Source organism: Nocardioides sp. (assembly GCF_035429765.1).
GTDB lineage: Bacteria > Actinomycetota > Actinomycetes > Propionibacteriales > Nocardioidaceae > Nocardioides.
In genome coordinates, this window is sequence record NZ_DAOMFK010000010.1 from 23,629 (window position 1) to 36,780 (window position 13,152).

Genomic DNA, 13,152 nt, shown 5'->3' on the forward strand with positions numbered 1-13,152 from the left:
TACCGCATACCCCGGGCCACGTGCACGAAGTGCACGGTGACCTCGTGAGCCGTGGTGGAGAACATGACAGTCCTGGCGACCGGCGGTCCGAAGGGCTACCTGAGTACGGACACGTGCTGCAGCTTCATCTCATCACTCCTTGCGACTCGCTGGGTGCTGCTCCTTCGGGGCGCGTTGCCGGGCGAGGGCCCCTCGACCAGCGGATCGGGTGGCTGGGCGCCTGGCATCCACCAGGGGGGATGAGTGACGACGCGCGCCGGGCCACCCATTGACGGAATGCGCAACCCACTACGATCACGGGGTGCAGGATCCCGGCAGGACGACGACGCGCGGGTCGCAGGTCACGCGCAGCCGCCTCCTCCTCCGCCTGGACGAGACCGCCGACGTGCCCGTGGTGGTCGTCCATGGTGGCGCCGGGTTCGGCAAGACCACGCTGGCCCGACAGTGGGCCCAGCGGGACCCGCGACCCCACGTGGGCGTGCGCCTCGCGCCGTACCTGGACGACCCGGCGGCGCTGGCGCGGTGCCTGGTCGACGCACTCGAGGGCGTCGGTCCGGGGGTCGGGGACATCCGCTCCGCGGTGACCGGTGCCGAGCCGGAGTTCTCGGCCAGGCTCCTCCCGGGGATGACCAGCCTCGTCGCCTCCCGCGGGAGCGCCTTCGTGCTGGTCGTCGACGACATCCAGCACCTCACCCGGCCCGCCTGCCATGACCTGTTGCGGGCGGTGTGCGAGGGAGTCCCGCCGGGATCCCAGGTGGCGCTGCTCAGCCGGCTGGACCCGCCACCCTGGTTGGCCCGGGTCCGTGCCGAGGGCCGCCTCGTCGCGTGGGGCCCGGCCGACCTGGCGTTCGACGACTGCGAGAGCCGCCTCCTGCTCGAAGGCCTGGGCCTCTCCCTCTCCGAGGAGGAGACCGCCCGGGTGGTCCGGCGTGCCGAGGGCTGGCCGGTGGGCCTGTACCTGACGGCACTGGCGCTGCGTGACCGAGGAGCCCGCGTCGCACCGTCGTACCACCACTCCGTGGCGGCGCCGGACCGGTTCGTCGTGGACTACCTGAGGGCTGAGATCCTCGCCGGGCTCCCGGAGCCGTCCCGTGACTTCCTGCGCCGCACAGCCGTCCTCGACGAGCTGTCCGCCCCGTTGTGCGACGCCGTGCTGGAGCGCGTGGACTCGGGGGCCGTCCTGGCGAACCTCGCCGCGCAGCTGCAGCTCGTGGTGCCTGACGACCCGGAGACGCACCGCTACCACCGCCACACCCTTCTCACCGACGCCCTGCGCGACGACCTGGAGGGCCAGGAGCCGTGGCTGGTTCCCGAGCTGCACCTGCGCGCCGCGGACTGGTACGCCGCCCGCGGGGACCGGGACCCGGCGATCCGGCACGCGAAGGCCGCTGGGGACCTCACCCGAGTCGGGACGCTGGTCTGGTCGGGCGTGCCCGCGAGCATCGCGTCCGGGCGCTCGGACCAGCTCGCCGCGTGGCTGGCCGACCTGACCGACGTCCAGATCAGGTCGGACCGGTGGCTCACGCTGGCCGCGGCGTGGCTCGGTCTGCAGACCGGGGACTCGGAGTCGAGGGCCCGGTGGCTGCTGGCCGCGGAGGAGCACGCGGGACCCCTGTGGGAGACCCGAGTCGCCGGGGACGTCTTCGCGGCCTCCCTCGCTGCGCTTCACGTCGTGGTCGGCGACTACGGCCTCGAAGGGTCCCTCGCGATGTGCCGGGACGCGCAGCAGGGCCTTCCGCGTGACTCGGGGTTCCGGGCGGCCGCGTACCAGAACGCAGGTGTCTTCTTGACCCTGACCCGTCGGTTCCAGGAGGGCCAGGCCAGTCTGCGCGAGGCTGAGCGGCTGGGGCGGGCCCTGGGTGTCCCCATCATCGAGGCGAACGCGCTGGCCTGGCGGGGCATGCTCGCGATGCTGACCGGTGACCTGTCCGGGACCGCCCAGATCTCCCGAGCACACGACCTCGTCCAAGCACATCGCCTCGACCGGCTGGCCACGTCGGCCAACACCGTCACCGCCGTGGCCCTCCTGCTGGCGGTTCGCGGTGACAAGGACCAGGCCCGGGTCACCCTCGGCGCCGCCCGGCGGCTGACCACTCGTGTCCGCGGGATCGCCCCCTGGTTCTCGGTCGCCGGTCCGCTGGTGCAGGCACGCGCGGCGCTCCTGATCGGCGACCGGGCTCTCGCCCGAGCCTTGTGCACCGAGGCCCGCGGGCACCTGACGGCGGAGCTCGCCGAGACCGTCCTGGGCGAGTTCCTGGCCGAGCTCCTGGCGATCCTGGGGACCTCCCCCACCGAAGGGGGCTTCGCCGAGCCGCTCACTGCCGGCGAGCTGCGGGTCCTGCAGTTCCTCCCCAGCCGGCTCACCTTCGCCCAGATCGGTGAGCACCTGTTCCTGTCCCGCGCCACGGTCAAGACCCACGCGATGGCCATCTACCGCAAGCTCGGCGTGTCCTCACGTGACGACGCGATCGCTCGGGCGCGCGCCCTGGGGCTGGTCGAGGCGTCGGTGTCGGACTGATCACAGGCCCGGTGCCTGCGGGGAGCGGTGCGGCTCTCATCCTCCGAGGACGATGCCCGGCACCGCACGGCCGACTTGCATGAGAGGCGTGAAGCCTTTCCGCGAGGCCTACCAGGGGCGTCCGCCCTTCGCCTCGGAGAGGCGTCCCCCGATCGCGACGCGGTACGTGCCGTTGCCCCGCTCGTTGGGGGAGTACTCCCGGGCGCGGGTCCGGCCCGACGTCCTCGCGGGCGTGACGGTGGCGGCGTTGGCGCTTCCGTCCGCGATGGCCTACGCGCAGCTGGCCGGCGCGCCAGTGAGCTCGGGCCTCTACGCCCTGCTGCTGCCGGTCGCGGCGTACGCCGTGTTCGGATCGGCGCCGCGGCTCGTGATCGGCCCCGAGGGCACGGTGTCGCTGCTGGTCGCCACCGCGGTAGCTCCGCTCGCTGCCAGTGGGACCGACGAGTACGCGGTGCTGGCATCGATGCTCGCCCTCCTGGTCGGCCTGGTGTTCCTGGCGGCTCGACTGGTCCGCCTCGGCTGGATCGCCGACTACTTCTCCCAGGCCGTGCTGGTCGGGTACATCACCGGGGTCGCCGTGGTGCTGGTCCTGGGTCAGCTGGGCAAGCTGGTCGGCGTCTCCAGCGACGAGGACGGGGCGGTCCGTGAGGCCCTCGACATCCTCACCCACCTGGACCAGGCAGACGCGGAGACGGTGGTGGTCGCCGTCGTCTCCCTGCTGCTGCTGGTCGGCCTCGGCCGGGCGAGCAAGCGCATCCCCGCGGCACTCCTCCTGGTGGTGCTGGGCATCGCTGCGTCGTGGGCGCTGGACCTCGCGTCTGCGGGTGTCGCCGTCACGGGCCCGGTGCCGAGCGGACTGCCGTCGTTCGCGATGCCCGACGTGTCCCGGTCCGACCTCGGCACGCTCATGGCCGCCGCGGCGGCCATCTTCCTGGTTGCCTTCTCCGACTCCATCCTCACCGCCCGCTCGTTCGCCGCCCGACGGCACGAGGTGGTGGACGCGAACCAGGAGCTGCTCGCGCACGGGATCGCTCAGATCGCTTCCGGTGTGACCCAGGGAATCCCCGTGGGCACCAGCGGGTCGCGCACGGCGGTCAACGACGACATGGGCGCGACCAGCCAGGTCAGCGGACTCACGGCGGCCGCGATGATCGCCCTCATCCTGATCTTCCTCACCGGGCCCATCCAGTACCTACCCTCGGCGATCCTCGGCGCCGTGATCGTCTTCGCCGCGTCGAAGCTGATCGATCCCGACCAGTGGCGCTCGCTGGCCCGAAGCAGCCGGACCGAGGTCGTGATCGCCGCGGTGACGAGCCTGGTCGTGGTCACCATCGGAGTGCTTCTCGCCATCGCGGTCGCGGTCGTGCTGTCCGTGGCCGACGTCATCCGGCGAGCAGCCCGACCCGACGACGCCGTGCTGGGGTGGTCCGAGGCGGACGGGCGCTACGTCGACGTCACCGAGCACCCGGACGCGGGCGTCAGCGACGGGGTCGTCGTGTACCGCATCCAGGACCGGATGTTCTTCGCCAACGCCCACTTCTTCAAGCGGCGGCTGTGGGCGGCCGTCGACGGTGCGCCCAAGCCGGTGCGCCACGTGGTCCTGGACGCCTCCTTCATCAGCGACATAGACGCCAGCGCCGAGGGCGCCCTCCGTGAGGTCGTCGACGGGCTGCTCGAGCGCAACATCGAGCTGCACGTCGCGCGCGCCACCGTGGAGCTCCGGCAACGGTTCGACGAGGTGGGTCTCACCGAGCTGATCGGCCCGACCCACTTCCACGGCACCATCGGCGCCGCTGTCAGCGCCGGCGGACCGGCGGCAGGCGCGACGTCGTGACCAGCGCGACACCACACCCACGCCCGCCCCCGGCGCGACCCGCCGGAGCCGCGACCCTCACACCACGACGCACGAAGGAGAAGGCAATGTCCACCAACCCCGAGTACGACGAGATGCCCGAACCCACCCGCTGGGTCGGCTGGGTCATCTTCGGCGCGATCATGATGATCATGGTCGGCGTGTTCGGCGCGCTCGCCGGCCTGGTCGGGATCTTCAAGGAGGAGGTCTACCTCGTCCCCAGCAAGGACCTCCTCGTGACCGTCGACTACACCACCTGGGGCTGGGTCCACCTGCTCCTGGGCCTGCTCGTCCTCGCCGCCGGAGTCGGACTGCTGGCCGGCAGGACGTGGGCCCGCATCGTCGGGGTGATCGCGATCAGCCTCCACATGGTCGTCAACTTCGTCTTCCTCGCGGCCTACCCGCTCTGGTCGCTCACGATGATCGCCCTGGGGACCCTGGTGCTCTTCGCGATCATCGCCCACGGACGCGAGATCAGGTACTGATCGCCCCGGGTGGTGGATGCGGTCAGCGGCGGCGCTGCACGCGGACGTACAGGACGGCACCGACGCCCAGCCCGGCCAGTGCACCCAGCAGCCGCCCCCACTCCGGGGCCAGGGCCGCCCCCACCACCGCCAGCAGCATCGCCAGGATCGCCAGCCCGGCCCGCAGCGCCAGGTCGCGGACGAACACCGTGGTGAACGGCCGGGGCCGCCCCCTGCGGTCCAGCGGGGCCACCGCGACCACCGCGGAGGTGTTCACCGGGCCGAGGATGTGCGGGTAGGTCTCCTCGCCGACCGCCTCCTCGCGCCAGGGCGGCTCGAGACGTGCGGTGTCGATGGTGAGCAGCACCAGCGGCTCCCGCACGTCGCGGTAGTACCGCTCGAACACCGTCGGCACCTGCTCGCGCCGGGCGGCGTGGATGAACCCCTCCTCGGCCAGGCTACGGCCTAGCGTCGAGGTGGTGTAGCTGCCGCGCGCACGGGCCTCGGCCCACGCCGAGGCGGTGGTCACGTGGAAGAGGTGCATGTGGCGGGTCAGAAGAGCCGGTGCTCGGCGTCGTCGAGGCCGCGCAGGGCGTCGTAGTCCACCACCGCGCAGGTGATGCCCCGGTCGCCCGCCAGGACCCGGGCCTGCGGCTTGATCTCCTGGGCGGCCAGGATGCCCCGCACCGGCGCGAGCAGCGGGTCGCGGTTGAGGAGCTCGAGGTAGCGGGTCAGCTGCTCGACGCCGTCGATCTCCCCCCGGCGCTTGACCTCCACCGCCACGGACCCTCCCGCCGCGTCCCGGCACATCAGGTCGACCGGTCCGATCGCGGTCGGGTACTCGCGGCGGACCAGGGTGAGGCCGTCGGCCAGCGTGGCGGGGTGCTCGGCGAGCAGCTCCTGGAGGTGCTTCTCGACCCCGTCCTTCTGCAGCCCCGGGTCGACCCCGAGGTCGTGGGAGGAGTCGTGGTGGATCTCCTCGATGAGGATGCGCAGCGTGTCGTCGGTGCGGCTGGTGACCACCCACTCCACGTGGCCCTCGGCGGTGGTGACCTCCCGCACCGTGCACGGCGGGGACATCCAGTTCAACGGCTTGTACGAGCCGCCGTCGGAGTGCACCAGCACCGACCCGTCGGCCTTGAGCATCAGCACCCGGGTGGCCATCGGCAGGTGCGCGGTCAGCCGCCCGGCGTAGTCGACCTGGCAGCGGGCAACGACGAGTCTCACGGGCCCCGAATCTACCTCGGGGCCGCCCGGCCCCGTGAACTACCTCACGGCGGGGAGCGGGACGAGGATGCGATGATCGTCCCTATGACCAGCACCGGCACTGACTCAGCGCGCACCTTCTCGACCATCGGCGTGATCGGCCTGGGCACCATGGGGGCCGGGATCGCCGAGGTCTTCGCCCGGCACGGCTTCGACGTGGTCGGTGTCGAGGCCAACGAGGACGGTCTGGAGCGGGGTCGCCAGCACGTGCAGCACTCGACCGAGCGGGCGGTCCGGCGCGGCAAGCTGACCGAGCAGGAGCAGGCCGAGCTGGTCGGCCGGATCACCTTCACCACCGAGCTGAAGGACCTCGCCCCCGCCGACTTCGTGGTCGAGGCCGTCGTGGAGTCCCTGGAGGTCAAGAAGGGCATCTTCGGGGCGCTGGACGACATCGTCGCCCCCGAGGCCATCCTGGCCACCAACACCTCCTCCCTGTCCGTCACCGAGATCTCCACCGCCAACGCCCACCCCGGCCGGGTCGTCGGGGTGCACTTCTTCAACCCTGCGCCCGTGCAGACGCTCGTCGAGATCGTCCGCACGGTGGTGACCGAGCCGTCGGTGCTGTCCGACGTGCAGGCGCTGGTGGGCCGTCTGGGCAAGACGCCGGTGGTGTGCGGGGACAAGGCCGGGTTCATCGCCAACACCCTGCTGTTCGGCTACCTCAACCACGCGGTGTCGATGTACGAGGCCCGCTACGCCACCCGCGAGGACATCGACGCCGCCATGCGCTTCGGCTGCGGCTACCCGATGGGACCGCTGGCCCTGCTGGACCTGATCGGCCTGGACACGGCGTACGAGATCCTCGACACGATGTACAAGCAGGGTCGGGACCGGCTGCACGCCCCGGCCCCCATCCTCAAGCAGATGGTCACCGCCGGGCTGCTGGGCCGCAAGACCGGGCGTGGGTTCTACACCTACGAGGCTCCGCACAGCCCGGTCGTGGTCCCCGACGCGCACACGCCCTCTGCCGACGACAAGCCGCAGCTGCGGCACGACATCCGGCTGGTGGGTGTCGTCGGCACCGGCACGATGGCCTCGGGCATCGTGGAGGTGTTCGCCAAGAGCGGGTACGACGTGCTCTACGTCGGTCGCTCGCAGGACAAGGTCGACGGCGTGCGCGCCACCATCGAGCGCTCGCTCGACAAGGCGATCCAGCGCGGGAAGCTGGAGGAGGCGCAGAAGGACGTCATCCTGGGCCGGCTGACCGGCACGACCTCCCTCGACGACCTCAAGGACGTCGACCTCGTGGTGGAGGCGATCGCGGAGGACCTCGCCATCAAGACCACGCTCTTCGCCAACCTCGACGACATCTGCAAGCCCGGAGCCATCCTGGCCACCACGACCTCCTCGCTCCCGATCATCGCGTGCGCGAAGGCCACCTCGCGTCCCCAGGACGTCATCGGCATGCACTTCTTCAACCCCGCCCCCATCATGAGGCTGGTCGAGGTGGTCTCCACCGTGGCCACCGCCGACGAGGTGGGCGAGACGGTCCGGGCGCTGTGCGAGCGGGTCGGCAAGGTGGCGGTGTCCTGCGGCGACCGGGCCGGGTTCATCGTCAACGCGCTGCTGTTCCCCTACCTCAACGACGCCGTGAAGATGCTCGAGGCGCACTACGCCACCGCCGACGACATCGACACCGCGATGAAGCAGGGGTGCGCGCTGCCAATGGGCCCGTTCGCGCTCCTGGACGTGGTCGGCAACGACGTCTCGCTGGCCATCCAGCGCGAGCTCTACCTGGAGTTCCGCGAGCCCGGGTTCGCCCCGGCCCCGCTGCTGGAGCACCTGGTCACCGCCGGCTACCTGGGCCGCAAGACCAAGCGCGGGTTCCGCGACTACTCGGTGCGCTGAGTCACACCGCGCCCCTGATTGTTTGATCACAGGGCCACCCCACCCTGTTGCCTCCGCGCCGCGACTTGTAACGTGCCACTAGTTGCGTGAGGTGACTCGGGTCACGGCCGTCGTGAGCGTGATCACCCCGACAGGGAGTTGCGGATGAAGATCGTCGTCCTCGTCAAGCACGTTCCGGACCCGGACGCCACCTGGTCCTTCGCCCCCGACCTCACCCTGGACCGCGCCGCGGTCGAGGGCCGGCTCTCCGAGCTCGACGAGTACGCCGTCGAGCAGGCGGTCCGTCTGGTCGAGGGCGGGCTGGACGCCGAGGTCACCTGCCTCACCGTGGGGCCACCGGCCGCCGCAGACGGCCTGCGCAAGGCCCTGGCGATGGGGGCGGACGCCGCGGTGCACGTCGTCGACGACGCGATCCACGGCTCCGACGCGCTGTCCACCTCGCTGGTCCTGGCGGCCGCCCTGGAGCGGACCGGTTTCGACCTGGTCCTCACCGGAATGGGCTCCACGGACGCCGAGATGTCGGTGATGCCCGCGATGGTGGCGGACCGGCTGGGGGTGCCGCAGGCCACGTTCGCGGGTGAGCTCGCGGTCGTCGACGGCACCGTCACGATCAAGCGCGAGACCGAGACCGCTGTCGAGCACGTCAGCGCCGACCTCCCCGCCGTGGTGTCGGTGACCGACCGCACCGGGGAGAGCCGCTACCCCGCGTTCCGCGCGATCATGCTCGCCAAGAAGAAGCCGGTGGCCACCTGGTCGCTGGCCGACCTGTCCGTCGACGCCGAGCGGGTGGGGCTGGCGGCGTCGGCGACCAGGGTGGTCGGGACCGAGACCGCTCCGCCGCGGCCCGCGGGGGTGCTCGTCACCGACGACGGCACCGGCGCGAGCCAGCTCGCGGAGTTCCTGGCCGCCCGCGGCCTGCTGTGACCCCCACCCGGCGATGAGAGGAGACATCGTGCCGGAAGTGCTCGTGCTCGTGGAACGGACCCCAGGCGGGGTGCGCAAGGCCAGTCTCGAGCTGCTGACCGCGGCTCGTCGGCTCGGCGACCCCAGCGCCGTCCTGTTCGGCCCACCCGACCCGGAGCTGGTCGCCGCCCTCGGCGCGTACGGCGCCACGAGGGTCTACGCCGTGGCGGGGGAGGAGCCCGAGCAGTTCCTCGCGGTGCCCAAGGCCGAGGCACTGGTGGCCCTGGCCGGGCGGGTCCAGCCGGTCGCGATCCTGGTCAGCTCCGGTCAGGAGGGCAAGGACGTGGCCGCGCGCGTCGCCGTACGACTGGACTCCGGAATCCTCACCGACGCCGTCGACGTCGCCCTGGCCGGCCAGACCGTCCGGGCCACCCAGCCGGTGTTCTCCGGCACCCGGCTGGTCACCAGTGAGGTGGTCCGGGGCACGCCTGTCGTCGCGCTCCGCCCGAGCGCGGTGGAGGCGGTTCCCGCCGCCGTCGACCCGGTGGTGGAACCGGTCGAGATGGAGTTCTCGGAGTCCGCCCGGGGAGCCCGGGTGACCGACCGCACCCCGAAGGGCTCGACGTCGGGCCGTCCCGAGCTCACCGACGCCGAGGTCGTCGTGGCCGGGGGGAGAGGCGTCGGGTCAAGCGAGGGCTTCGCGGTGGTCGAGCAGCTCGCCGACGCGCTCGGCGCCGCCGTGGGCGCCACCCGGGCCGTCACCGACCTGGCCTGGGTCGACCACGACCTGCAGATCGGCCAGACCGGGCGGACCGTCGCTCCCTCGCTGTACGTCGCCGCCGGGGTCTCCGGCTCCATCCAGCACCGGGCCGGCATGCAGAGCAGCAAGACCGTCGTGGCGGTCAACACCGACCCCAACGCCGCGATCTTCTCCGTCGCCGACTTCGGCGTGGTGGGCGACCTGCACCAGGTGCTGCCCGCGCTCACCCAGGAGATCCTCGCGCGCCGAGGCTGAGGACCGGTGCCCCACCCGCCATCGTCACCACCCCCAGAGGAAGGACCCCGCACGTGACCTCCGACTCGACCCCCCACGGCTTCGGCGGCAAGGGACTGGACGCCGGTGATCTCGTCCTCATGCTCGAGGCGCTCGAGGACTTCACCGCCGACGCACTGACGGTGGACCTCCAGCTCCAGCTGGACCACGAGGACACCTGCCCCGAGGACATCGTCCGGGCCATGTCCGACCCCGAGACGCTCGGGGTGCAGATGGTCTTCATCCCGGAGGCCTACGGCGGCATGGACGGCGGCGCGTTCGACTCCTACCGGATCTGCGAGGTGATGGCTCGCCGGGACATCGGGCTGGCGACCGCGGTGTTCGCCACCTTCCTCGGGTCCGACCCGATCCTGGTCGGCGGCACCGAGAACCAGAAGAAGGGGTGGCTGGGGGCGATCGCCGAGGAGGGCACGGTGTTCGCCTACGGGGCCACCGAGCCCGAGGCCGGCTCCGACCTCGGCGCGATGACCACCACCGCCCGGCCCGTCACCGACGAGTCGGGCGTTGTCACGGCCTACGTCCTCAACGGCCGCAAGCAGTGGATCTCCAACGGGAGCATCGCGGACTTCACGACCATCCTCGCGGCGACGCCCTCGGGCCCCTCCTGGTTCGTGGTCCCCAAGGACACCCCCGGGTTCAGCGCCGCCCCGCCCGAGGACAAGCACGGCATCCGGCTGTCCAACACCGCCGGTCTCTTCCTCGACGACGTGGAGGTCCCCGCCGACCACCTGGTCGGCGGCGTCGAGGGCCGCGGGCTGGTGCAGGCCCAGCAGGTGTTCGGCTACACCCGGCTGATGGTCGCGGCCTTCGGGCTCGGCGGCGGCTGGGAGGCGCTCGACAGGGCGATCGAGTACTCCCAGCAGCGCGTCCAGGGCGGTACGCCGCTCAGCGAGAAGCAGGGCTTCACGCACAAGCTCGTGGTCCCCCACGCGGTGCGTCTCGAGGCCGCCCGCGCGTTCATGGAGGAGACTGCTGACCGGCTGGACCGGGGCGAGGGCGCCGACGGCGCGATGAACACCGAGGGGGCGATCGCGAAGTTCGTCGCCACCGAGGCCGGCAACGCCGCCGCCGACGCGGCCATCCAGGCCCACGGCGGCTACGGCTACACCCGCCCCTACCTGGTCGAGAAGATCAAGCGCGACGTGCGGATCACCACGATCTACGAGGGCACCTCGGAGATCATGGAGATGACCATCGCCCGGGACCGTTGGCAGCAGCACCTCAAGACGCGCGGGCAGTACTACCTCGACCGCGCCCGGGCCCTCACCATGCTGCACGCGACGCGCCCGGACGTCGGCGCCGGGATCGCGGCGCTGGCGATGCAGGCGCTGGCCGCGGTCCTCGAGGCCTGCCGGGTGGGCCGCCTCACCCGCAACCAGCACGTGCTGTTCCGGCTGGGAGAGCTGGTGTCGTGGGCCGAGACCGCCGAGGCGTTCGCCCGCCAGGCCGCGGCCGCCCTCGGCGGGGAGCGCTTCGCCAAGAGCCCGAAGCGGTTCGACGGCGCAGCCCTGGCGGCGATGTCGCGGATCTACGCCCGGGAGGCGGCCCAGAAGGTTGCCCTCGACGGCCCACGGTACGTCGTGGGGGCGGCCGACGTGGCGGGCGTGCCGCTCGACCTTCCGGCGCCGGCCATCGCCGCGGCCCAGGCGGGGCTGCTCGCCGACCTGGACACCGTTGCCGACGTGCTCTACGACCGACAGGGAGGGGCCTCATGACTCCCGTGGCCGTGGTCGCGAGCGCGGCCATCATGCCCCAGGCCCCCGACGCGGCGTCGTTCTGGGCGAACATCACCGGCGGCCGCTACTCCATCACCGACGTGCCGCCCGAGCGGTGGGACCCGGCGCTGTACTACTCCGAGGACCACGCGGCACCGGACAAGACCTACTCCCGCATCGGGGGGTGGGTCCGCGAGTTCCCGTGGGAACCGGTGGCGTGGAAGCTGCCCATCCCGCCCAAGGTGGCCGCGCAGATGGACGAGGGCCAGCGCTGGGCGGTCTCCGCCGCCCGCAGCGCCCTGCTGGAGGCCGGCTGGCCCGGCTGGGACGTGGACAACGACCGCGTCGCGGTGATCCTCGGCAACGCCATCGGCGGGGAGAAGCACTACCTGTCCTCGATGCGGATCAAGCTGCCCGAGGTGCTTCGCCACCTGCGCGCCGCGCCCTCCCTGGTCGCGCTCCCCGACGACGTCCAGCAGCAGATCGTGGCGCAGACCCGGGACGCGTACCTCGCCGAGCAGGGCGAGATCACCGAGGACACCATGCCCGGTGAGCTCTCCAACGTGATCGCCGGTCGGGTGGCCAACCTCTTCAACCTGCGCGGACCCAACTTCACCACCGACGCCGCGTGCGCCTCGGGCCTGGCGGCCCTCAACGCCGCGGTCACCGGGCTCGTCGAGCACGACTTCGACGCCGTGGTGACCGGCGGCATCGACCGGAACATGGGCGTGGACGCCTTCGTGAAGTTCTGCAAGATCGGCGCGCTCTCCGCGACCGGGACCCGGCCCTTCGACGCCGGGGCGGACGGCTTCGTGATGGGTGAGGGCTGCGCGCTGTTCGTGCTCAAGCGGCTCGAGGACGCCGAGCGGGCCGGGGACCGCGTGCTGGCGGTGGTCCTCGGCGTGGGTGGCTCCTCCGACGGCAAGGGCAAGGGCATCACCGCGCCGAACCCGGTGGGCCAGCGGCTGGCCGTGGAGCGGGCCTGGGCCAAGGCGGGCGAGGACCCTGCCTCGGCGTCCGCCGTGGAGGCGCACGGGACCTCCACCAGCGTCGGGGACGCCGCCGAGCTCAGCAGCCTCACCGCGGTCTTCGGCGCCGCCGGGGCGGCGCCCCGGTCGGTCGCCCTGGGCTCGGTGAAGTCCAACATCGGGCACCTCAAGGCCGCGGCCGGCACCGCGGGGCTGTTCAAGATGGTCCACTCCCTGCACGAGAAGGTGCTGGCGCCGAGCCTGCACTTCGTCACGCCCAACCCGAACGTGGACTGGGACACCGTTCCGTTCGCGGTCAACACCGACCTGCGCGCCTGGCCCGAGCCCCGGGGCGGGGTCCGCCGCGCCGGTCTCAGCGCCTTCGGGTTCGGCGGCACGAACTTCCACGTGGTGCTCGAGGAGCACGTGCCCGGACGGCACCGGCCAGAGCCGCGGGTGCTCGCCTCGGCCGGGGTCCCCGCCAGTGCGGCCGTCACGACGCCTGCCGGCCAGGGCACGTCCGGGACCGCGCCGGCCCCGGTGGCACGCAAGGCCCCCCTGCGC

Annotated in this window: 10 protein-coding genes; 8 read left to right on the top strand and 2 right to left on the bottom strand. The window is 72.1% G+C overall.

Annotation, left to right across the window (positions count from 1 at the left end; translation table 11 throughout):
- Positions 1-301: 301 nt before the first annotated feature.
- The 3 genes from PLP61_RS02240 (at position 302) to PLP61_RS02250 (ending at position 4,855) form a co-directional block, all read left to right on the top strand.
- Entirely contained in the window at positions 302-2,518 is a 2,217-nt protein-coding gene (locus PLP61_RS02240) for a winged helix-turn-helix domain-containing protein (protein WP_324499948.1), read from the top strand.
- Positions 2,519-2,606: 88 nt separating this feature from the next.
- Positions 2,607-4,352: a SulP family inorganic anion transporter gene (locus PLP61_RS02245; RefSeq protein ID WP_324499949.1), complete on the top strand. Its 1,746-nt coding sequence runs from the start codon at positions 2,607-2,609 to the stop codon at positions 4,350-4,352.
- Between the two features lie 86 nt (positions 4,353-4,438).
- Positions 4,439-4,855, top strand: a complete 417-nt coding sequence (locus PLP61_RS02250) for a DUF7144 family membrane protein (protein WP_324499951.1) — start codon at positions 4,439-4,441, stop codon at positions 4,853-4,855.
- Between the two features lie 22 nt (positions 4,856-4,877).
- On the opposite strand, the gene PLP61_RS02255 is transcribed toward PLP61_RS02250, so the two are convergent.
- Both PLP61_RS02255 and nucS read right to left on the bottom strand, forming a co-directional pair.
- The gene (locus tag PLP61_RS02255) at positions 4,878-5,378 is read right to left on the bottom strand and encodes a DUF952 domain-containing protein (protein ID WP_324499953.1); all 501 of its coding nucleotides are present in this window, start codon (positions 5,376-5,378) and stop codon (positions 4,878-4,880) included.
- An 8-nt stretch (positions 5,379-5,386) separates the two neighbouring features.
- On the bottom strand, positions 5,387-6,061 hold the full coding sequence (gene nucS, locus PLP61_RS02260; RefSeq protein WP_324499954.1) for an endonuclease NucS: 675 nt from the start codon (positions 6,059-6,061) through the stop codon (positions 5,387-5,389).
- A gap of 84 nt (positions 6,062-6,145) precedes the next feature.
- On the opposite strand from nucS, the gene PLP61_RS02265 reads away from it, so the two are divergent.
- The 5 genes from PLP61_RS02265 to PLP61_RS02285 all read left to right on the top strand — a co-directional run.
- Positions 6,146-7,948, top strand: coding sequence for a 3-hydroxyacyl-CoA dehydrogenase family protein (locus PLP61_RS02265; protein ID WP_324499956.1), 1,803 nt, complete (start codon positions 6,146-6,148; stop codon positions 7,946-7,948).
- Between the two features lie 144 nt (positions 7,949-8,092).
- The gene (locus PLP61_RS02270) at positions 8,093-8,872 is read left to right on the top strand and encodes an electron transfer flavoprotein subunit beta/FixA family protein (RefSeq protein ID WP_324499957.1); all 780 of its coding nucleotides are present in this window, start codon (positions 8,093-8,095) and stop codon (positions 8,870-8,872) included.
- Positions 8,873-8,900: 28 nt separating this feature from the next.
- Positions 8,901-9,866: an electron transfer flavoprotein subunit alpha/FixB family protein gene (locus tag PLP61_RS02275; protein WP_324499958.1), complete on the top strand. Its 966-nt coding sequence runs from the start codon at positions 8,901-8,903 to the stop codon at positions 9,864-9,866.
- A 53-nt stretch (positions 9,867-9,919) separates the two neighbouring features.
- Positions 9,920-11,620 (top strand): acyl-CoA dehydrogenase family protein, encoded by a 1,701-nt coding sequence (locus PLP61_RS02280; RefSeq protein WP_324499959.1) that lies wholly within the window; start codon positions 9,920-9,922, stop codon positions 11,618-11,620.
- Positions 11,617-13,152: beta-ketoacyl [acyl carrier protein] synthase domain-containing protein (locus PLP61_RS02285; RefSeq protein WP_324499961.1), on the top strand; the 1,536-nt coding region annotated here is incomplete at its 3' end. The genes PLP61_RS02280 and PLP61_RS02285, both read left to right, overlap by 4 nt.